At 51.6% G+C, this 20,583-nt stretch carries 18 protein-coding genes; 12 read left to right on the forward strand and 6 right to left on the reverse strand.

Annotation, left to right across the window (positions count from 1 at the left end; translation table 11 throughout):
* Nucleotides 1-266: 266 nt before the first annotated feature.
* Nucleotides 267-446, reverse strand: a complete 180-nt coding sequence (locus tag E5987_RS09195) for a hypothetical protein (RefSeq protein ID WP_160335794.1) — start codon at nt 444-446, stop codon at nt 267-269.
* Between the two features lie 105 nt (nt 447-551).
* Here E5987_RS09195 and E5987_RS09200 point away from each other — a divergent pair, with 105 nt between their 5' ends.
* Both E5987_RS09200 and E5987_RS09205 read left to right on the forward strand, forming a co-directional pair.
* Nucleotides 552-1,049 (forward strand): DUF8052 family protein, encoded by a 498-nt coding sequence (locus E5987_RS09200; protein WP_160335795.1) that lies wholly within the window; start codon nt 552-554, stop codon nt 1,047-1,049.
* A 40-nt stretch (nt 1,050-1,089) separates the two neighbouring features.
* Nucleotides 1,090-2,730 carry a carbon starvation CstA family protein gene (locus tag E5987_RS09205; protein WP_160335796.1) on the forward strand — a complete coding sequence of 547 codons (1,641 nt, stop codon included), beginning with the start codon at nt 1,090-1,092 and terminating at the stop codon, nt 2,728-2,730.
* Between the two features lie 187 nt (nt 2,731-2,917).
* Here E5987_RS09205 and E5987_RS09210 read toward each other — a convergent pair whose 3' ends face one another.
* Genes E5987_RS09210 through E5987_RS09230 form a run of 5 tightly spaced genes read right to left on the reverse strand, consistent with a single transcriptional unit; the run spans nt 2,918 to nt 5,438 of the window.
* A complete protein-coding gene (locus tag E5987_RS09210; protein ID WP_160335797.1) occupies nt 2,918-3,139 on the reverse strand; it encodes a hypothetical protein in 222 nt (73 codons plus the stop codon).
* A gap of 53 nt (nt 3,140-3,192) precedes the next feature.
* Entirely contained in the window at nt 3,193-3,723 is a 531-nt protein-coding gene (locus tag E5987_RS09215; RefSeq protein ID WP_160335798.1) for a YggT family protein, read from the reverse strand.
* 51 nt (nt 3,724-3,774) lie between these two features.
* Nucleotides 3,775-4,341: a 1,6-anhydro-N-acetylmuramyl-L-alanine amidase AmpD gene (gene ampD, locus E5987_RS09220; RefSeq protein ID WP_160335799.1), complete on the reverse strand. Its 567-nt coding sequence runs from the start codon at nt 4,339-4,341 to the stop codon at nt 3,775-3,777.
* Nucleotides 4,342-4,346: 5 nt separating this feature from the next.
* The gene (locus E5987_RS09225) at nt 4,347-4,601 is read right to left on the reverse strand and encodes a PP0621 family protein (RefSeq protein WP_160335800.1); all 255 of its coding nucleotides are present in this window, start codon (nt 4,599-4,601) and stop codon (nt 4,347-4,349) included.
* Between the two features lie 9 nt (nt 4,602-4,610).
* Nucleotides 4,611-5,438 (reverse strand): cytochrome C assembly family protein, encoded by an 828-nt coding sequence (locus tag E5987_RS09230; protein ID WP_160335801.1) that lies wholly within the window; start codon nt 5,436-5,438, stop codon nt 4,611-4,613.
* Nucleotides 5,439-5,501: 63 nt separating this feature from the next.
* On the opposite strand from E5987_RS09230, the gene ffh reads away from it, so the two are divergent.
* The 10 genes from ffh (at nt 5,502) to E5987_RS09280 (ending at nt 20,563) form a co-directional block, all read left to right on the forward strand.
* A complete protein-coding gene (gene ffh / locus E5987_RS09235) occupies nt 5,502-6,884 on the forward strand; it encodes a signal recognition particle protein (RefSeq protein ID WP_160335802.1) in 1,383 nt (460 codons plus the stop codon).
* A 3-nt stretch (nt 6,885-6,887) separates the two neighbouring features.
* A complete protein-coding gene (gene ruvC / locus E5987_RS09240; RefSeq protein ID WP_160335803.1) occupies nt 6,888-7,502 on the forward strand; it encodes a crossover junction endodeoxyribonuclease RuvC in 615 nt (204 codons plus the stop codon).
* The gene (ruvA, locus tag E5987_RS09245; protein ID WP_160335804.1) at nt 7,499-8,071 is read left to right on the forward strand and encodes a Holliday junction branch migration protein RuvA; all 573 of its coding nucleotides are present in this window, start codon (nt 7,499-7,501) and stop codon (nt 8,069-8,071) included. The genes ruvC and ruvA overlap by 4 nt, the downstream gene beginning before the upstream one ends.
* Nucleotides 8,072-8,077: 6 nt before the next feature.
* Nucleotides 8,078-9,109, forward strand: a complete 1,032-nt coding sequence (ruvB, locus tag E5987_RS09250; protein ID WP_160335805.1) for a Holliday junction branch migration DNA helicase RuvB — start codon at nt 8,078-8,080, stop codon at nt 9,107-9,109.
* Complete coding sequence (locus E5987_RS09255) at nt 9,102-9,824, forward strand: hypothetical protein (protein ID WP_160335806.1); 723 nt, start codon at nt 9,102-9,104, stop codon at nt 9,822-9,824. The genes ruvB and E5987_RS09255 overlap by 8 nt, the downstream gene beginning before the upstream one ends.
* 49 nt (nt 9,825-9,873) lie before the next feature.
* The gene (locus E5987_RS09260; protein ID WP_160335807.1) at nt 9,874-13,506 is read left to right on the forward strand and encodes an exodeoxyribonuclease V subunit gamma; all 3,633 of its coding nucleotides are present in this window, start codon (nt 9,874-9,876) and stop codon (nt 13,504-13,506) included.
* Nucleotides 13,499-17,080 carry a UvrD-helicase domain-containing protein gene (locus E5987_RS09265; protein WP_160335808.1) on the forward strand — a complete coding sequence of 1,194 codons (3,582 nt, stop codon included), beginning with the start codon at nt 13,499-13,501 and terminating at the stop codon, nt 17,078-17,080. The genes E5987_RS09260 and E5987_RS09265 overlap by 8 nt, the downstream gene beginning before the upstream one ends.
* Complete coding sequence (locus E5987_RS09270) at nt 17,077-18,999, forward strand: ATP-dependent DNA helicase (protein WP_160335809.1); 1,923 nt, start codon at nt 17,077-17,079, stop codon at nt 18,997-18,999. The genes E5987_RS09265 and E5987_RS09270 overlap by 4 nt, the downstream gene beginning before the upstream one ends.
* Nucleotides 19,000-19,091: 92 nt before the next feature.
* A complete protein-coding gene (locus E5987_RS09275; protein ID WP_160335810.1) occupies nt 19,092-19,400 on the forward strand; it encodes a UxaA family hydrolase in 309 nt (102 codons plus the stop codon).
* A gap of 2 nt (nt 19,401-19,402) precedes the next feature.
* Entirely contained in the window at nt 19,403-20,563 is a 1,161-nt protein-coding gene (locus tag E5987_RS09280; protein WP_160335811.1) for a UxaA family hydrolase, read from the forward strand.
* The last annotated feature ends 20 nt before the right edge of the window (nt 20,564-20,583 follow it).

Here is a 20,583-nt window from a genome sequence, read left to right on the forward strand (position 1 = left end):
GGATTCGGCCTTCCTTCTGGCCGGAGGTAACAGTACCGACCTTCTTGAAGCTAACTCGATAACTTCTCTTTTTCTCGGAATCCCACTTATTTTTATAGGTGTAAACGTAATAAGCCGAAGGGCTCTTTTTAATAATGAGCGGAGGAAGTTTTGGCGTATTCATAATTACAATCGATTATCTAATTAGGTAATCTAGCATAACACGAAAAATCATTTTATTCCACTGAAATAAAATGATTTTTTGTGATTTTTAAATTTTTAGTTCTCTAGTTCTGCAATTTTTCAGCTTTTTGCTCTTTCCTTTCAATTGCGAAGCCCGTTTTGAGCTTGTGACTGAATCGAAAATATTCTGCAGCGCTCTGCCGACGGATCTTCTGCCACTCTGCGCAAGCTTTGTCTTCCAGTGTCTCCAATCTACGAACCGCCGCCCGCTCAAGGGTATCCATACGAGCAGCCGACTCACTTTTTATCAGGGAAATATCTAGAGAGAAACCGCTTTATGAATTTTTCCTGAAGATAAAATAAATTCATCTGTAATACCGCGAGATGCAATGAACGCTTCAGAATACGTCAGCCTTATGGAACAGAGACTGACCGCGTCGTTTGATTTTAAGCAGCCGCCATCGGATGAGCTCTCATCGTTGGCGGTATGGGCTGAACACAATCGAACCTCGCAGAAATATTTTCTAGCCAAAAGCGTTTCGCTGTATACGATCAACAATGATGAATATGTCGGGCTTGAAGTCTTCCCAGACGGAATCCGTGAAGAAGACATTCAAACCTGTTTCAATCGGTTCAAAAGACTGATTGACAGACTTCCGGCGGACGAATCACACATGTCCTCTATTTTTACGGCGGCTCTTATCTCTGAAAAAGAGATTCCGACCGAAGTAATCCGTAAGCTTGAAAAAACGAAATATCACAAGGACTTTTGGTTCACGCTTCGCGGATGGGCCGATCTTGCGATTATTTTGATCGATCTCTCCAAAGGAGATATTTACTCAAATCCCTTTGGAAAGAAGATCAAGAAAAATTTCGTTCTTTCATGACTTCTCTAATTCAACTGACGAACAATTCTAAGGTGCATAAATGAATGGCGTTACCATTTTATTGGGGTCAGCGGTTATCTTTTTAATCGCTTATCTCACTTACGGCTCATGGCTGGCCAAACAGTGGGGCGTAGACCCCAGCAGGAAAACTCCTGCCGAAACAGAAAAGGACGGGATTGATTATCTTCCTACACGGCCTGCGGTACTGCTCGGCCACCACTTCTCCTCAATCGCCGGCGCGGGCCCAATTGTCGGCCCCATTACCGCAGCGGTTTTCGGCTGGGTCCCAGTCACACTCTGGATTATTGTCGGAAGCATTTTCTTCGGCGGCGTCCACGATTACGGCTCTCTCGTTGCCTCTTTGCGTCATAAAGGACAGAGTATCGGTCAGATTATTGACTCGAACATCGGTGAACGCGCAAAACTTCTGTTCGCAATTTTTGCATGGGTGACGCTTCTGGTCATTATTGCGGCTTTTGCCAACATTGTTGCTGCGACTTTTGTCGCCAACCCCGGCGCCGGATCATCATCTCTGCTCTTTATTGTCTTAGCCGTTGCATTCGGCCTGCTCGTTTATCGCTCCGGCATGTCTCTTGCCGTCGGCACTGTCATTGGTCTCATCGGTATGGCCGCCGCTTTTTGGCTGGGTCACATTTTCCCGATCACGCTTTCAAAGGACGTGTGGCTGCTTCTGATGATGGGCTATATTTTTGTTGCGTCCATCGCTCCGGTTTGGATTCTTCTGCAGCCGCGCGACTATCTGAATTCCTTCCTGCTTTACATCATGATTGCCGCCGCGTTTATCGGTATCTGTCTGTATCAGCCTGAAATGGAAATTTCTCCTTTTGTCGGATTTGATTTAGGCGGCGGACAGTGGCTCTTCCCGGTTCTTTTTGTCACTGTCGCATGCGGCGCTATTTCCGGCTTCCACTCTCTGGTCAGTTCCGGAACCAGCTCCAAGCAGCTCGACAATGAACGCAACGCCAAGCTCATCGGCTACGGTTCGATGCTGATTGAAGGTCTGCTCGCCATCTGCGCGATTATTTCCGTCGCTTATGTTTCGGCTGACAAGCTGCCCGAACTGCTTAAAAACGGCGGCCCTGTCAACGCCTTCTCTCAGGGTACTGCCACCTTCATGACTGCGATTGGTCTGGACTTCAATCTCTCCAAGGAGTTTGTCGCTCTGACCATTTCCGCCTTTGCGCTGACCACTCTGGATACTGCGACACGACTTGGCCGCTTCATTTTCCAGGAAATGGTCACAACCAAAGCCGGAGCGAACTCTCCGCTTGGTAAAGCTGTTTCCAACCGTTATGTCGCGACCGGCATCACCATCGCGCTTGCCTGGATCATGTCGACCGGTTCTTACCTGACCATTTGGCCGATCTTTGGTACCGCAAACCAAATGCTTGCCGCTCTTGCGCTGCTCGCAATTGCCGCTTGGTTAAAGAAATCCAAGCGCAACCACCTCATGATCACAATTCCGATGTATTTCATGTTTGCGGTCACTTTCTGCTCGCTCGGCCAACTCATTTACGCCAACCTTGGTAAAAACTGGTTGATCGTCGGAGTTTCCACTGTTCTGGCCGTTCTTTCCGCAGCGCTTGCCGTCGAAGCTTTCCGCGTTTTCGGAGAAGAAAACAGAATAAATGCCTCTGCACAAGCGCAGAATCAGCAGTAACTCATAATTGAGCGGTTCACCGCCGCGGCTTATCGGCCTCGGCGGTTTTTATTTGTTCTGTGTATTTGCCGCCTTATGCGGCATCTCGGTACGTGTTCTCAAGCATTCGAACGCTCACCGTTTGAGGCGCATCTGGATTTGGAAGTTGAGCCTCGGATGCAGCACAATCCTTGCGACACAAGACTTTTTATAAAGACAGCAGATCGTCAAACTCCGTATTTTCATCGTTCGAACCATTGAGAATCCAATCAAGCGAATTGTTCAGATGCACAAATTTTTTGCCGATTTTTTGCGACATCCTGCACGTGTTTTCAAGTGTTCGAACGCTCACCATTTGAGATGCGCCTGATTTCACGTCGCCGTCGTGAGTCAGTACGTACTCACTATCAGACAAAAAGAAAGCTGTCATGAGCCCGGAATCTTCCCAAGCTCTGACAGCTCCATATTGTGTGATGCTAAAAATTAGGTCAGCGGCGTAATCAGCGCTAAAACAATGTTGGCGAGAATAATAAATGCGACCCCGGAAAAATCAATGTTGCGCCAAACCGGAATCACTTTCTTAAACGGCGCAAGAATCGGATAACAGAGATAACTCAGCGTACGATAGTTGGCCGAAGCCTGATTAACCCAAGAAAAAATACAAAAGAGCACCGTCGCCCACATCGCCAGCTCAATCGCCCAATAAACGACTAAAACCGCAGAACCAAATACAAACGGCCAAACACCGCCGTGGCCGGAACCCATCAGCCAGTGGAAAAACTGATAAATCACCGCGACCAAATAGCAGACAAAAATTGACGGCCATTCAATATTGCGGGTGCGCTTAATGAACTTGGATGCCGGCTCAACCGCCCATTGCGTCAGAGAATGAGCAAACGACACGAGCGGATCGTTCCCGGGAATTCCGAGATAGCGCAGATACGCTCTCAGCAGAAGCAGGCTGCCGAAAACAGAGCACAGAAGTTTTAATGTAAAAAGAAATGTGCCAGCCACAGTTAATAGACCTTTCCCTAGTAGTCGTGTTTCAGTATTTAACTTATTAGTCTAAACGAACGGATAACTAATCAGTTTTCCCGTTTTACAAAGACGTTCAAATTTTATCCAATCAAACGAAGCGCCCGGATCCGTCTTGCGCTGCGGTGCGATGTTGGCGTGACCGGTAATATCGGTAATCGGATAAGTGTCCGCAAGCGTATCCGTCAGAAGCGCAAGCATCTGATACTGTTCGTCCGTGTACGCAATATCGTCGGTTCCTTCAAGCTCAATGCCGATCGAAAAATCATTGCACCCTTCCCGCCCGGCAAATCTCGAAACTCCGGCGTGCCACGCCCGATCCAAGCAGGAGACATACTGAAAGAGCTGTCCCTTGCGGTCAATAAAAAAATGCGAGGAAACGTGCAGCCCTTCCAAGTCCGAAAAGGATGGATCCGCCTCACAGTCCAGAGTGTTCTGAAATAAAGCGTCCACATAGCCCGTACCAAACTTACCGCGCGGCAAGCTGATGTTGTGAATCACAATCAGAGAGATTTTTTCATTCTGAGGCCGCTCGTTAAAGTGCGGTGAAATACGAATATAGGCCTCATCACACCAGCCGTCCGAGTCAATTTTCATAATGCTTAACGCCTCCTGCCGGCTTCAGCGTGCTCGCGGCAGCAATAGCAGTCTCTGCCGATTCTGATCGCTTCCGATTCAGGAACATAAACTCCGCAATTGGCGCACTGCACCATGCGCTCTCCGCTCTGCTGGGTTTTCTGAACCGACTTTTCCTGCTGATCCAGACGTTTCTCCAGCTCCATCTGCTTCATACGAACAGAACGCCAGCCGAAATAAATAACGGCCGCAATCGCAGCAAAAAACAGAATCTTGAACATGAACTTCTCCTACTGTGCGATCTCAAGCACAAGACGGACGCCAATATAGGAAATCATCAGCACCACAAATCCTATAACCGTCCAGCGGGCCGCAAAACGACCTCTCCAGCCGAACACATGATGACCGAGCAAAAGAATCCCGAATATCAGCCACGCCATGCAGGTGGTCACAGTCTTATGGTCAAAACGGAAAGCTTCACCGCTGAGCTCATTGGAGAAAATCGCGCCGAAAAGAATCGCCGCCGTCAGAACAATAAAACCGACCCAGATCAAACGAAAGAGCGTACTTTCCATACTCATCACGCTCGGCATGTTGTCCAGAATACTGACTTTGCCGTCTTCAGGCGGCTCCGTAAAAGCCTTGGAGCGGACGCGCTTGTGCGCGGCCATTAAAAGCAAAGCCTCTAAAACCGCCATGGTCATGACGCTATAGGCCAGAATCGCAAGCAGCAGATGCATGCGAAAAGCGAACGTGGAGGTTTCCGGCCCCAAGGGTGACCCCGGCATAATCAGCGGAAGCAGCATGCTCACCGCAGAGAGCGGAAGCACAAAAACCAGCATCGAACCGATTTTAGAAAAGAAACTTTCCAAAAGCAGCAGAAGCGTACAGGTGCCCAGTGTGACGGACAACGCCAGCGCTAAACCGAAGTGCGGGGTTCCGTGAAGGAAAAGCGCTTCGTAGATGAGATAAGTCTGGATCATCAGACCGCCTGTAATCAGCGGTTTTACCCAGATCTTTGTCTCGGGCGACGGCTCTTGCAACGTTTTGTAAATTCCGAATGCAGCCGCTAAATACAAGCAGGCCGCAAAAACGTAAAATATGGCATTTAGTGTCATAGGTACGACTCATTATCTGTTTTCAGTATTGTATGACTTAACTCTTTAACAAGACTTAATGTAATGCTAGATTCTCTTACTCAGCGTCTCAGTAAAGTTGTAAAAACCATCCGCGGACAGGCTCGCCTGACGGAATCCAATATGCAGGAAATGCTTCGGGAAATCCGAATCGCCCTGCTTGAGGCCGACGTCGCTATTCCTGTCGTACGCGATTTGATTGCCCGAATCAAGGAAAAGGCCCTCGGTACGGAAGTTCAAACCAGCCTTACTCCGGGACAAGCTCTGGTCGGAATCGTTCACGACGAACTGACGCAGATCATCGGCGGTTCAGACCCGGAATCCGCCCGCGAGATCAACTTATCCGTTCAGCCGCCCGCCGTGATTCTTTTAGCCGGTCTGCAGGGCGCAGGTAAGACAACCACCGCAGGCAAACTTGGCAAGTGGCTCTCCGAAGAAAAGAAGAAAAAAATCCTGACCGTTTCCGCTGACGTATACCGTCCCGCCGCTATCGAACAGTTAAAAACCGTGTCCGAACAGGCCGGTATCTCTTTCTTCCCAAGCTCGACTGACGAAAAACCGCTCGACATCGCAAAGAAAGCGCTCGATTACGCCAAACTGCACTTTTACGATGTGCTGATTGTCGATACGGCCGGCCGCCTTGCCATCGACGAACAGATGATGAACGAAGTGGCCGAACTCGAAAACTTCCTGCATCCGATTGAAACATTCTTCGTCGTTGACGCGATGGTCGGTCAGGATGCGGTGAACACCGCTAAGGCGTTTGGCGAGAAACTTCCGCTCACGGGTGTCATCCTCACCAAGGTTGACGGCGACTCCAGAGGCGGCGCCGCGCTCTCCGTGCGCATGGTCACCGGAAAACCTATCAAATTCATCGGTGTCGGCGAAAAACTCACCGGCTTCCAGCGCTTTGATCCGCAGGCCATGGCCGGACGCATTCTCGGCATGGGCGACATCGTCTCCTTGGTCGACGAAGTTCGTAAGAACGTGGACGTGGAAAAAGCCCAGAAGTTTGCTGAAAAAATGCGCAAGGGCGACTCCTTCACACTGGAAGACTTCAAGGATCAGCTCGCTCAGGTTAAAAACATGGGCAGCTTCTCCTCGCTGATCGAAAAACTGCCGGCTCAGTTCGCTCAGGCCGCAGGCCAGGTCGATGACGAAGCCGCTAAAAAACAGATCGCCAGAACCGAAGGCATCATCAACTCAATGACGCCGCATGAAAGACGCAGGCCGGAAATCATCAAGGCAAGCCGCAAGCGCAGAATCGCGGCCGGCGCCGGCACTAGCGTGCAGGAAGTCAATAAACTGCTCAAACAGTTCGAACAGAGCCGCGAAATGATGAAAATGATGAAAAAAGGCGGCATGGGCAAGATGATGCGCGCTTTCAGAAACTTGGGAGGCCGCTTCCCCGGTATGGGAGGCTTCTAAAACGTGGATGATAAGGCGGTACATGCGGTAAGAATTCTGGGTATCGACCCGGGACTGAACTTCACAGGCTACGGTTTTGTGGATTATGTTCCGGGCGTGCTCAGGCACGTCGCCTCAGGCGTCATCGTGACGCCTAAAGGAGAACTTTCAGAGCGGCTCGGTTATATTTTCAGCGAACTCGGAAAACTGATTGAGCTTTATTCACCGATGGTTTCCACGATCGAAAAAACATTTCTGAACTCCAACGCTCAGTCCAGTATGCTGCTTTCCCACGCAAGAGGCGCGGCAATGACGGCGGCCGCCGTTCACCGACTGGCGTGTCGGGAATTCAGCACACGTGAAATTAAAAAGTCGGTAACCGGATACGGCGCCGCCACCAAGGATCAGGTGCAGGAACTCGTTAAATTTCACCTGCATATCGAAGAGGATCTTTCCTCGGACCAAGCCGACGCGCTTGCCGCGGCAATTTGTTACGCCAACTCCAGTATCCTGCTTGATCGTGTCCCTGCTCTTTCTAATAAAGTCGGCTCCAGCGGAACCGGCACGGCTCGGCGCGGCTCCAGCTCCCGCCGCTCCAGAAACGAATGGACGCGGCTTTACGAAGGAAAAGAAAAGTGATTGCATCCGTTAGAGGAAAAATTCTTCAGAAAAATCCGCCCCAGATTGTTGTGGAGTGCGGCGGTATCGGCTACGAAATCGATGTGCCGATGTCAACCTTTTACAACCTGCCCGACATCGGAGAGGAGGTTTTTCTCTCCACGGTTATGATCGTGCGTGAAGACGCTCAGCTACTTTACGGTTTTCTGACCGCTCAGGAAAAAGAACTCTTTAAGCTGCTGATGAAGGTGAGCGGCATCGGTCCGCGCATTTCACTTGCGGTTCTTTCCTCCATGTCTGCCGAAGACATCGGGAACGCGATCGCCAACGGAGAAGTCGGACTGCTCACCAAGATTCCCGGAATCGGCAAGAAGACCGCAGAACGCATGGTGCTCGAACTCAAGGACAAAGTGCTGGTGACCGCCGTTTCCTCGCCCGTCTCCAACGTTCAGAGCGAAATTATTCAGGCACTCACTGCGCTCGGCTTCAGCGACCGAGAGGCTCGTCTTGCCGCCAAACAGGTGCCCGCCGACGTGGATGCTTCCGAGGGAATTCGACTCTGCCTGCGTCAGCTTGCGCAAAAAGGTTAATCACATATGACTACGGATAAAGACCTCCTGTCGGAACATAAAACGGGCAAGGACGAAGTAATCGATAAAGCCCTGCGGCCGACGCGTCTCAAGGATTACGCGGGACAGGACAACATTCGCGAACAGCTAGACTTGTTCATTACCGCCGCACGCAAGCGAGGAGAAGCGCTTGACCACGTGCTGCTGTTCGGACCTCCGGGTCTGGGCAAAACCACGCTCGCGAACATTATCGCCAACGAGATCGGCGTCAAACTTCGTCAAACCTCAGGTCCTGTATTGGAAAAGGCCGGTGATTTGGCGGCCATGCTGACAAGTCTCGAGCCCCACGATGTCCTTTTTATCGATGAAATTCATCGCCTCTCCCCGGTCGTCGAAGAAATTCTTTATCCCGCTCTGGAAGATTTCAAGCTCGACATCATGATCGGTGAAGGCCCCGCTGCCCGCTCCATCAAGATCGACCTGCCGCATTTCACTTTGGTCGGCGCGACAACGAGAGCCGGCGCCCTCACCAAGCCTCTTCAGGATCGATTCGGAATCCGTGCACAGCTTCAGTACTACTCACCCGAAGATCTGACCTCGATCGTGCTGCGCTCCATGCGTCTTCTGAACATGGATGACGATAAAGGCGCGGCCGAAGAAATCGCGCGCCGATCCCGCGGCACTCCGCGTATCGCCAACCGTCTGCTGCGACGCATCCGCGATTACTCCGAAGTAAAACATCAGGGCAGACTCTCCAAAGAAATCGCTCAGGCCGCGCTTACTATGCTTGAAGTCGACCCGATCGGACTCGACAGCCTTGACTGTCAGTTCCTTCTGGCGATTATCGATAAGTTCGAAGGCGGTCCGGTCGGAATCGAAAACCTTGCGTCTGCCGTCGGCGAAGAGTCCGACACACTGCAGGATATGGTGGAGCCCTACCTCATTAAGGAAGGCTTTGTTCAGAGAACCCCCCGAGGCCGAGTGGCCACTTTAAAAGCTTACCAGCACTTTGGCATAGATAAACGAAATTTCAACCTAGGATTCTCTTTCGATGACTAATCATTTCTCAATTCTCAACTCAGAAGAAAGAAAATCGCGTCTCGAACGCGCTGAAAAACCCTACGACTTCAGTGACAACGTCGCTGCACTCGAAGAAGAGGCTCGTCAGACTTGGAACGATGTTTCAGACCTTGAGGCCTCGGCCTGCCCGAATAATATGGCTCAGGCCTCAATCACCATGCATCCGAACTTCTCCGCGCAGGCTGATTATCCGGAGGAATTCCTCTTTGTTATGAAACTCACCTGCGTCGGCGTGCGTCAGGTTCAGTGCTTCCCGCGCTACTCCACCGACGTGGAGTCCGATGACGGAGAGCTGACAGTCGCGCTGATTGTGATCGGTAAACGCGAAGACTTTCAGGCAATTCCTGAGAAACTCGGAAAAATTGCCAAGGACACGCTCGTCGGACTTCAGATTCAAACCATCGAGAGTATCGAAGCGGTCTCCATCTACGACAAGGTTGATGTGCCCAATGATTATTTCGGAGAATTCTTTTTAGTCGGTCTTTATCAGACACCCGGAAAAACCGTGGAAGACAGCCGCCGTGATTTTGTGATGTACGCCTCTGGGGAAGGCTTCTCAGTTCACCCGACATTCCTGGTTGTCAAAGACGGTCTCTACTACGTTCTTATTAAGGGCGAGCGTTACAAGCTCGACGCGATCGGCGACTACTGCTATACATTCACCGTTCGGGTTCCGCCGAAAAATCGGGCGTAACCGACGAGAGAGCCAACCGTCCCGCAAGAGTTAACCTTCGGAGGATCCGATGATCCGTACGTATTATTCCAATTCCTTTGAAGTTCTTCGGGGAATTCTGCTTACACGCCTAAATTTTGAAATTGAGGATCTGCGAAACAGCGGAGCCTCAATCTTTGAAACCATTCCCGTCATTGCCCCGAGCCCACTGGTTGGCGACTCGCTCGAGCGCAGCATCGCGGATCATTTCGGCGTCGTTCCCGGCATCAATGTCACCAACATTGCGAGCTGGCTTTACGAAAAGCTGTCCTCTTCGCTCTCCAAAGAGGGCATATCCGATCAGATGGACTGGCGGCTGTTTAAACTCCTCAAAGAGAGACAACACCAAAGCCGTCCTTCTGAAGAACGGCTCACCAATTATCTGAAGGGGCTCGACGACTGCGGCATCATGGAATTCAGCCGTCACGTGAACAATGTCTTTGTCACGTACGGCTCGTATCGATTTGATTGGCTCAAAGACTGGACCGAAGAAGTAGAAAATAAATTACAGGGCGGCTCCTCCATCCGCATCAAGCCGCATGAGCAGGCTAAACTCATCGAGCAGCCCGACTATCTCTGGCAGAAGCACCTGTGGCAGGATCTGGTCCTCAGCGCGAAACACGGCCAAACAAAGGATGGCAAAGAAAGAAAAGGCGACTTTCTGTCCTGGCTGGAAAACACAATCGACGGTCTGAGCAATTTTAAAGCGGAAAGCGCGCACAGCTCCATCCATCTCTTTATGCCGTTCACTCTGGCGCCGATTATGCTGCCGATCATTCGGGCCTACTCTCTGGAATCCGCTCAGCGCGACGTGGATATCTACTTTCTGAATCCAAGCTCGGAGTACTGGTTTGAATCGCTTCCGATCAATCTTTTTGACTGGAATCCGGAAGAGAACGTGGAAAGACCGAGTGCCGCCGCTCCGCTCGTTTATCTCACCTCCAACGCGGCGAGTACGCGTGCTGCGATCGACCGACTCGACAGCTTTATCCATACTTCTGAAGAAAGCACTTTAGCCGAAGGCGAGCCTGAGCAGGAAGAGCTCGACAGACGTAAAAATGCGCCCGTCAGTCAAACAAAGCGTCACTTCCTGACCACGGAAAACGGACTTCGTCCGTTTACGGAAACAGATCCTTCGGAATCCATGAAGACGGAAACTGAAGCGTACTTTCTGACCTATCCGAACGATTCTTTCCTGCACCGCTTCCAGAACTCGGTGCTTAAACTCGACAGCACGCTGCTGCCGAGCAAACCCGACCCCGAGGATGTCTCGCTGCGGGTTCTGAAAGCCCCGTCTCTTACGAGAGAGATCGAAGCGACAGTCGATATTCTTCAAAACTGGCTTGCCGATCCGACGCGAGATCTGAAACTCTCGGACATCCTGATCGTGCTCCCGAAGATCGATGACGCGGCCCCGATTATCGAAGGCGTTATGACTTCGCTTCCCAAGAGAAGCGACCTGCCGATTTCCATACCCTACAAAATCCTCGGACAGTCCGAAAGCCAAACCAACCAAGCCGCGGTCGCTTTTATCAGACTCGGAGAGCTGCTCAACTCCGACTTCAGCGCCGATCGCTTCTTTAACTGTCTGGAACTTGAAGCAGTACAAAACAGTTTCGGATTCGGCTTGGAAGATATCTCCGTCATCAAAAACTGGCTTACCGCCGCAGGCTACCGCATCAGTTTCGACAGGGTCCATCGCGAAAATCTCGGCCTCGAAGAAGACGACTGCTCACTGCAGGAGGCGCTTGAGCGACTGACTGTGGGCTATCTCACCGATGACGATCTGGATCTGCCGTTTCAAGGCGTACTGCCGATACGCGGAGACGAACTTCAGGGTTTTGACACAACCAACGACGAGGCGGGAAGACTTTTTAAAGTCATCAGCCGATTCTGCCTTGCGCTCAGAAAAGTTCGTGACGATCTTGCCGGATCCGATTTCATGCTTGAAGCCGATCAGTGGCGCGCCAAACTCGCCCAGATCAGCGAACTTCTGATCGCGGGCACCAATGAAAACGACCGATTCCGCCTGGATAAACAGCTTGATAAATTATGCAAGGCCCTGGTTCTGTCCTTGGGCGAAAATGAACCAGTCTCTTTTGACGTCATACTCAACGAAATTTCCAGCGGACTTTCCCGAGAGAAAATTAAGCAAACGGGGACCGGTGTTTTAACGTTCGCTCAGATCGGCTCGGTGCGCGGTCTTCCCTTTAAGGTCATTGCATGCTTAGGTTTTGACGAGCTCAGCGGCTTTCCGGGAACCCCGAGCTTTGAAGAGTTCGATTTAATGAAAGCCGTTCCGCGCCGTGCGGACCGAGATGCGAGAAAAGACAACAACGCGGTGTTTTTTGACACGCTGATGTCCGCGCGTGAAAACCTCATTATTTCCTACACCGCCGGAACTAAACCGCAAAGCGAAAATAATCCTTCCATTGTTGTTGAGAACTTCAAGAGTTATTTCATCTCCAACGCCCGAAAGAGTCATGACGCCAAAGCGCTGTGGAATGGAATCACCAGCAAAATTCCGCTCAATCGTTTCTCTGAACGCAATTTCTGCAAAGGAGAAAACAATCTCTTTTGGCGAAGCCCGAGAAAAGACATTCTGCAGACGATTGAGGATCAGAGCAGAAAAGGAACGCACTTTTTATTTGCGGACACCGGTATTGCGCCTAATCTGCTTCCGCCTCTGCTTTCCAAGCAGAGAGAGCTCCCTGTCAGCATATTCGTCAAGTTTCTCAACAATCCTGACGCCTGGGTCAGCAAGCTGCTCAGCCTCAACGATGAATTTCAAGCGGCGGAGCACTCGGATCTGTTCTTCGACGACTCGGACAAGCTTATGCTCTCAAAGGTGCGCAAAAATGTGGTTGAGCTTCTGAACAAGGGGGCAGGAATCAGCGATTTATCTCTGATCACAAACGCCAACCCGAACTTTGGGATGCCCTGCGTTCGCGACACCACGGCGGAAGACCTTTGCTTTGAACTTCACAGCGCTTATGAGTGGAGAAGGAACATTCTCCCGACGCTGGCGCAAGGGCCCTTCAAAAAGGAGCTTCGTGAAGACATCAGCTCATTGAAGAGCTTTGTCCAAACCCTCTCGGACGACATTTCCGACTTCTATCGGATCAAGGGAGAGGAAACGGAAATTAAATTCCCCGGAGCAGCGGAAGCTGTGCCGGTTGAGGGACTTATCCGCGTCATTATTCCCGCTTCTCATTCCGAGCTGAAGCGCGAGCGCCTGCGGCAGATTATCTGGACCGCGCTGGATGCCCCTTACACACTCATCTCGCTTTGTCTGCCCGTTAAAGACACTAAATCGAAGGTCAAAAAGCCGAGTCCCTGCCAGGTTTTTTGGCCTGTCGCAGGCGCGGATCTCCTGCTTTCTGTTTTTCTGAAGATATTCGATCTGCAGCTCACTCATGTTGTCGGGTTTATCGGCGATCCTCTCTCGGATTCCAATCGCGAAGCAACGAGCATCTGGCGCGGATACCCTCAGGAAGTTCAAAGGGAGGCGGCGAACCTAAGCACTCGAATCTCAACAAAAATCCTAAGCATCATGAACCCGCCAAAGAGAAAAGCGAAAGACGACCCCATGGACGTCTTTACGCTGCTCAAGGATTTGAAAAAACTCATTGAAACATCGTCCGGAGATCAAATTTATGGCTAAAGATTTTGATGCGGTCAATGCTGAACTCAAAGGACCGATGCTGATTGAAGCCAGTGCGGGTACGGGAAAAACATACTCGCTCATGCTGCTAATCCTTCGTCTCTTAGTTGAGAACGAAATACCAGTCAGCTCTATTCTGGTGGTCACCTTCACAAAAGCGGCAACATTTGAGCTGAAATCCCGACTGAGAGAGACGCTCACCACTATGACAGAAAAGCTTTCTCAGGCGAATTTTGACGCAGATCATTTCAAAAAAAATGAGCTGCCTGCCGTCGCATCGGCCGTTAAAGAGGATCCGGACTCGTTTTGCCAGCTCGTACAAAAATGGCATCAGAGCGGGCTTGATCTGCATGAATGCGTCTACAGGCGACTCTCAACCGCTCTGACTTCAATCGACGACGCACCGATCTATACGATCCACAGCTTCTGTCGAAAAATGCTCGGTGATTACGTGTTCTCTTCGCACGGCAGTTACGATTTCGGACTTGGCGACGGACAGACTCAGAAGACAGAAGCGATTGAGATGTTCCTGAGAACGCATATTCCGCCCCTTCTACTGAGTCTTGACAAGGCCGAAGTGCTCGGCCTTTTGAAAAACACGGATTGGAATACGTTCATCGAAAAGATGTCCCTTCTGACGCACTCTCTTCCGCTCCGCGATCAGGTGAAATTTATTCAGAGACGGACTGAAAAAGCTGACGTGGAACTCGAAGATGACGTTCGCGATTTTATGGCTCTATTCAGAGACACTGCGCCTCAGTGGTTCAGAGAGTACAAGCGCCAAAACCGCATCCATACCTTTAACGACCTGCTTACGGAAATGGAGGAGCGTGTCACGCTCAGCACCGAAGCCTCGAAAAACTTCGTCAAAGAAGTTCGATCTCTCTTTCAGGCCGCGCTGATTGATGAGTTTCAGGATACGGACCCCCTTCAGTACTCCATCTTTGAAGCGCTTTTCATTAAGGACAAAGAAAATCCCAATCGCCCGGTAATTTTTGTCGGTGATCCAAAACAATCGATTTATTCCTTTAGAAACGCCGATCTTGATACCTACGTAAAAGCAAGAACCGCCGTTTCAAATACGCAGGAACTCAAAACCAACTTTCGATCCACGCCGGGTATTGTGATCGCGCTCAATGAGCTCTTCCAAATCGGCGCAAGGACGAGTCCGAAGTCTCCGGGTGCGTTCCTTGATAAGACCATTCAATTCTCGGGCGTTGATTCGTCCTACAAAAATCCGCCCCTCATGAGGAAAAACGAGGACGGCTCCTTCGTGCCGCTCTCCTCTTTTGATTTTTGGTCGAATGTGGAAAGCGGCAAGAACGAAATCAGCGCCGATGAGATTAGAGAAATCAAAAAATCCCTTCTCACGCAGGACATCAAAGAGATGCTGAGCGGCGATGTGTACTACAAGGGGAAACCGCTTCGTCCGAGTGATATCTGCATATTGGTCAGAAACCGCACACACGCAGACAACTATATTTCTGCGCTTAAGGCTGCCGGAATCAAGGTTTCTTTAAGCGACGGCTCGAGCGTCATGGGGTCCGAAGAATGCGCGGAAATCCGAAGTCTAATTCTCGGTATGTCGAATCCTGCGGAGCGCAAGGTCCTGAACACCGTACGCGCAACAAGAATTGTCGGAGACTCTCTGAACGCGATTCTTTCGGATACACAGGGCGCCATCGAGATCAAACTGCTTCTTGAACAAGCCGCGGAAGTATACGAACGAAGCGGAATCACCGCGGCTCTCTCACTCATATTCGAGCGATGCAGGACGGAAGATCGAATCCTCAACTATCCTATTGAGGATGATCCGGAGCGCATTCTCACCAATTACCAGCATCTTTTTGAGCTGCTGCATGAAGCAAGCAAACAAATTCACACGCTTCAGGGACTGATTCGCTGGATGGACGAACCGAATCTTGACGTTGATGAAGACAGCGAAAGCAAATTCAATCAGCGAAAAGAAACCGATTCCGACGTTGTCAGAGTCGTGACGATCCACAGCAGCAAAGGTCTGCAGTACCCGGTCGTCTACCTGCCGGAAAGTCAGTTCGGTCCGGGTTCACAGAAGTCGGTCGCGTTCCGAGAAAACATCTCGAACAATCCGAACGCAGACAAAGGACTGCTTCTTTCTCTTGAAGAGGCGTCTCCTAATCCGCTTGGAGACAAGCAGGAAGGCGTTCGCCTCGTCTACGTCGCGCTGACCCGAGCCGCAGCCAGACTAGTCGTTCCGTTCTTCAGCCGCATGACCAAAAGCGGCGGACTTCACGGAAGCAGCGGTGGCAAGGCCTATCTTGGCGCCGCGCTGACCGGAAACGAAAAAGGAGCGGGCGCCATAAAAGCGATTGATGATCTTCGAAATATTCTGAGTCAAAAGTCTCTCAAAGATGAAATCCGCCGAGCACTCAAATACTATGTCATAAGCAAATCTGTACCGTGCTCTCAGGCGGCCATCGACGCTTATGAACCCTTTAACATAGAACTCGATATTTGCAGCGTTCCACCGCCTAACGCTCCGTATGTTTCTGCCGCTCAGGATGATCTTGAAGCCGGCAGCTGCATCAGAACCTCTGCCGCGTGGCGCACTTCGAGCTTCTCAGGACTCGTTAAGAACTCGGATACGCCGCGAAGCCGTCTGATCTCGGATGAAGAGGATACCGAGCCGGGGGACATTGTCGAGGAAACCGCAAAAAAAGTCCCCGCAGAGGACAACCCGGATCGGGACCTTCTTGCGTCCCTGCAGCTGAATCGAGGCGCTGCAGAATTCGGCACGGATTTCCATAAAGTGATGGAGACAATTTTCCCGCCTAAGGTGCATTACAGCCCCGAGCTGCTCATCAACAGGTCGATGGCTAAAATCACAAAGAAAATCCCTGCCGACACGGAAAATCCGAAGGAGCTGGAAGAAAAAATGGATGCCGATCTGAAGTTGGTCCTTGATCACATTCTTTCCGTGCCGTTTCTGAAAGACAATAAAGATTTCTGCCTGAGAGAACTCATCGATCGGCCCGAGCGCAGAATGTCGGAAATGAGGTTTTTAATCACGGTTGGGAATACGCCCAAGCCCGGACGCATCCCGTTAACCGCGCATCTTCTGGAACGCACCGTTAAAACGCTTGAACCGAGATTAAGCGGACTCAGCCTTTCGGACGCTGATATGAAAGGCTATCTCACCGGATCGATCGACTTTGCGTTCGAGGTTGGCGGCAAGTACTGGATTATCGACTGGAAAACCAACCGACTCGGTACAAAAGCCTCGGACTACACGCCGCAGGCGGTCAGCGCAAAGATGGACGAGAATCTCTACCGTCTGCAGTACATCCTTTATCTCGTCGCGTTTAAGCGTCTTCTGGAAAGCCGAACAGGAACAAGCAGCGGATACCGCCTCATCGGAGGAGCGGCGTACTTCTTTGTGCGCGGCGTTCGCAAAGACAAGCCCGCTCAGGGCATTGAAATCGATCGGCCCTCAGAAACGCTTATCGAATGCCTGGATGACTTTTTTAAAAACGGCTACAGCGACCAAGTATTAGAAATGTATGCTCAGAAAAGAGCGGAGGAAAGCGCCTCATGATCGAACAGGATACTTCCTACGAAGCCCTCACGGAAATTATTCTCGGGCTGACCGAAGCGAAAACAGGCAGCAGCGACCCGCAGCTGCGCGGCGCGCTCACCGTGCTTCTTCAGGAGCTGACGGAGATCGAGAACAAAGGTGGTCTCTGCCTTGAATGGAAGAGTGACGATGAGAAGCTCCGCTGCATCGATATTCTTAAAAGCGCCGGACTGATCGCCGAAGGCGCCGATCTGGACACCGCGCATCCGTATCAGATGAGAAACGTCTGTCTCTTCGTTGCGGACCGCTCGGAGCCCGGTAAGGTGCGCATTTATTCGCACAGATCGTTCTTCGGGGAGAGCCGTTTGGCGGCAAATATCGCCGCACTCGCAAAGGCACCGAGTTCCGGCGCCGCCTGCGTCGATAAATTGGACGCTTTGGAAGCAAAAGCAAAAGAAATGGGCGCGTTCCAGCTGAACGACGGCCAGAGGCAAGCCGCTTCTCTTGCGCTTCAGAACAACTTCTCGGTTATCTGCGGCGGCCCCGGTACCGGTAAAACCACCTCAGTCGTTCGCTTTCTGGAGGTCGCGCTTCAGAATTGCCCCGAAGCGTCGGTCACACTCTGCGCTCCGACCGGAAAGGCTAAAAGCCGCCTGAATGAATCCGTCATTTACTCCGCGCAGGAGCGCCCCAATCTCTATCCGCTGGTCAAAAAAGCCGCCGATGAAGAACGAATTCAGAGTCTGACGATTCATAAACTGCTCGGAACACCGCTTTCCAACGGAGAACGGCCTTCCCGGACCAATCCTCTGGAAACGCGGATTTTGATTATCGACGAAGGTTCCATGGTGGACGAACATTTGGCGGACAGTCTCTTTAGCGTCATCGATCCGCACACAACTAAGACGGTCGTGCTCGGAGATAAGCATCAGCTTGCGGCGGTCGGCCCGGGTTCTGTTTTTGCCGATATCTCCAACAGCAGCGGACCGCTCAGCCGCTTCAGCTGCGAACTCACCGAAAGCAAACGCTTTAAAAAAGACAGTCTCATCCACAAAGTCGCGACACATATTCTGAATCTGGAAAACAAAACCGCGGATCTGCATGAATTCGAAGCACTCTTTGAAGGCGCGGAGACAAACGGAGCATTCGGCGCGGTCGGACTCTTCTACGACAAACCGAATAAGGAAAGCGGGCTCAGCGCAACCGCGAAAAAATGGCTGGAAGAAAAGATTAATGGCTACGCTGCAGCGGTCAAGTCCCTTCGTCAAACACTCAGCACAATCAAGCTTGATGATGCGGAAGAAACCGACACCCAAAAACTGCCTCAGCCGCTGCATGATGCTTTAAAGGTCGCCTGGAACAGTCTTAGCGGCTTCCGACCCATCTGCGCTCAGCGCAGGGGCGCATTCAGTTTAGACGCTGTGAACCGCTTCTGTGATCAGGTGCTTCGTAAAAAGCTGAACTGCAGGAACGAAGACGAGTTTTACGTCGGAAAAGTCATCATTGTCCGTAAAAATGATCCGAGCGGCATCTCGAACGGAGATGTCTGCATTCTGCTCCCGATTTGGTTCAAGAACGAGGACCAACCTTCTTGGTACGCATATGTCGGAGATCTCGACAGACTGTATCCCGCGATGCTGCTTCCCTCATACGACACAGCTTTCGGCATCACCATCCATCAGTCGCAAGGCTCCGGTTTTGATGATGTCGCGGTATTTCTTCCGCCGATCACTAACAAGGAGCTTGAGGATCCCGAAAACGGTGCGGTCTCTCTCTGCACTCGAGAGCTTCTGTACACCGGCTTTACACGCGCGAAAAAGAGCTGTCTCATTTTTGGAAGTCCCGCTTCTGTTGAACTCTCATTAAGCCGCGTCACCGAGCGCACCGGCGGACTTCAGGATCGGCTTCGTGAGAAATTCAAAAACTCCGCAAATCCTTAGGGATCACCTCTCTAACTGTTATCACGGATTAATGTTTGCCGACGGTAGGACTAAGATAATTGGCTGAGAAAAATTAAACAACAGGAGACGAAATGCCCAAGGCGCTTCACATTCATCCCAGTGACAATGTCGCCGTCTGCACAAGCGAAGTCAAGCCGGCCGATGAAGTAGAAATCATCGACTCCGACGGCAGCCGCAGCTCAATCACAGCGGTCGGCGCCGTCGCTTTCTGCAACAAGATTGCACTGCGCGACATTGAACCCGAAGAAGATATCCTGAAATACGGAGAAGTCATCGGCAAAGCCACGCAAAAGATCCTCAAAGGCACCATGGTCAGCCACCTGAACATCAGAAGCTGTCCGAGATCCTATGCCGACGAATACATTCAGAAAGGAGAATAACGATGGAATTTTTAGGATACAAAAGATCTGACGGTTCCGTCGGCGTGAGAAATCATGTACTGATTCTTCCTTCCTGCGCCTGCGCTTCCGAAACCTGCCGCGTTGTCGCCTCTCAGGTGCGCGGTACAAAAAACGTCATCATCAACGTCGGCTGCTCTGACGTTGCCGCCAACACCGAACTCACGCAGCGCGTGCTCACCGGTTTCGCGCTCAACGCGAATGTTTACGGCGTGATTATCATCGGTCTCGGCTGCGAAACAGTCGGTCATCGCCAGCTCGCAGACAAAATCCGCGCTCTGACCGATAAGCCGGTTGTCTCTTTTGGCATTCAGGAAGAAGGCGGCACTGTGGGAACCGCCGCTTTGGCGGTCCGAGCCGCGCGTCAGATGGTCGCCGAGGCCAGTCAGATGCAGCGGACCAAGTGTCCGGTCTCGGATCTCTTCGTCGCGATCGAATGCGGCGGATCCGACGCGACCAGCGGCATCGCCTCCAACCCCGCGGTCGGCAATATGGCCGATCGGCTTGTTGATCTCGGCGCAACCACAATGATGAGCGAAACGGTCGAATTCATCGGTGCCGAGCATGTGCTTGCCAGAAGAGGCGCCACGCCTGAGATTCATGATCAGATCATCCGCATCTGCGAGGATTACGAGAAGCATCTCGCGCTTGCCGGCCAGGACTGCCGTACCGGACAGCCGACCCCCGGCAATAAAGCGGGCGGGCTCTCCACAATCGAAGAAAAGAGCCTCGGCTGCATCCACAAAGGCGGAACCCGACCGGTGGTTGAAGTGCTTGCCGAAGCGGCACGCTCGACTAAGAAAGGCGCTCTGATCATGGACACTCCGGGATATGACATCTCTTCGGTCACCAGCATGATCGCGGGCGGCGCGACCGTGGTTGTCTTTACCACCGGCCGCGGCACACCGACCGGTCACGCCTTAGCGCCGGTCATCAAGGTCACCGCCAACCCGATTACCGCCAAACGCATGAAAGACAACATGGACATTGATGTCTCGGGCATTTTGGAGGGCGAAGAAACGATCAACGAAGCGGGCGAGCGGATCCTCGAGGATGTCGTCGAGGTCGCCTCCGGCAAGATGACGAAAGCCGAAGCGCTCGGATTCTCCGATATCGCAGTCGATCACGTCTGCCGCTTTATCTAGTCGCTGAGTCAATCAGAGCC

This window comes from Parasutterella muris, assembly GCF_009767915.1.
Taxonomy (GTDB): domain Bacteria; phylum Pseudomonadota; class Gammaproteobacteria; order Burkholderiales; family Burkholderiaceae_F; genus Parasutterella; species Parasutterella muris.

What these genes read in the sequence shown, in the direction of transcription:
- ampD (WP_160335799.1), bottom strand. Translation starts at nt 4,341, where the DNA reads ATGAAAATTGACTCGGACGGCTGGTGTGATGAGGCCTATATTCGTATT.
- E5987_RS09260 (WP_160335807.1), top strand. Translation starts at nt 9,874, where the DNA reads ATGATCCGTACGTATTATTCCAATTCCTTTGAAGTTCTTCGGGGAATT.
- E5987_RS09255 (WP_160335806.1), top strand. Translation starts at nt 9,102, where the DNA reads ATGACTAATCATTTCTCAATTCTCAACTCAGAAGAAAGAAAATCGCGT.
- ruvB (WP_160335805.1), top strand. Translation starts at nt 8,078, where the DNA reads ATGACTACGGATAAAGACCTCCTGTCGGAACATAAAACGGGCAAGGAC.
- E5987_RS09230 (WP_160335801.1), bottom strand. Translation starts at nt 5,438, where the DNA reads ATGACACTAAATGCCATATTTTACGTTTTTGCGGCCTGCTTGTATTTA.
- E5987_RS09210 (WP_160335797.1), bottom strand. Translation starts at nt 3,139, where the DNA reads ATGACAGCTTTCTTTTTGTCTGATAGTGAGTACGTACTGACTCACGAC.
- E5987_RS09275 (WP_160335810.1), top strand. Translation starts at nt 19,092, where the DNA reads ATGCCCAAGGCGCTTCACATTCATCCCAGTGACAATGTCGCCGTCTGC.
- E5987_RS09200 (WP_160335795.1), top strand. Translation starts at nt 552, where the DNA reads ATGAACGCTTCAGAATACGTCAGCCTTATGGAACAGAGACTGACCGCG.
- E5987_RS09195 (WP_160335794.1), bottom strand. Translation starts at nt 446, where the DNA reads ATGGATACCCTTGAGCGGGCGGCGGTTCGTAGATTGGAGACACTGGAA.
- E5987_RS09225 (WP_160335800.1), bottom strand. Translation starts at nt 4,601, where the DNA reads ATGTTCAAGATTCTGTTTTTTGCTGCGATTGCGGCCGTTATTTATTTC.
- ffh (WP_160335802.1), top strand. Translation starts at nt 5,502, where the DNA reads ATGCTAGATTCTCTTACTCAGCGTCTCAGTAAAGTTGTAAAAACCATC.
- E5987_RS09270 (WP_160335809.1), top strand. Translation starts at nt 17,077, where the DNA reads ATGATCGAACAGGATACTTCCTACGAAGCCCTCACGGAAATTATTCTC.
- E5987_RS09265 (WP_160335808.1), top strand. Translation starts at nt 13,499, where the DNA reads ATGGCTAAAGATTTTGATGCGGTCAATGCTGAACTCAAAGGACCGATG.
- E5987_RS09280 (WP_160335811.1), top strand. Translation starts at nt 19,403, where the DNA reads ATGGAATTTTTAGGATACAAAAGATCTGACGGTTCCGTCGGCGTGAGA.
- E5987_RS09205 (WP_160335796.1), top strand. Translation starts at nt 1,090, where the DNA reads ATGAATGGCGTTACCATTTTATTGGGGTCAGCGGTTATCTTTTTAATC.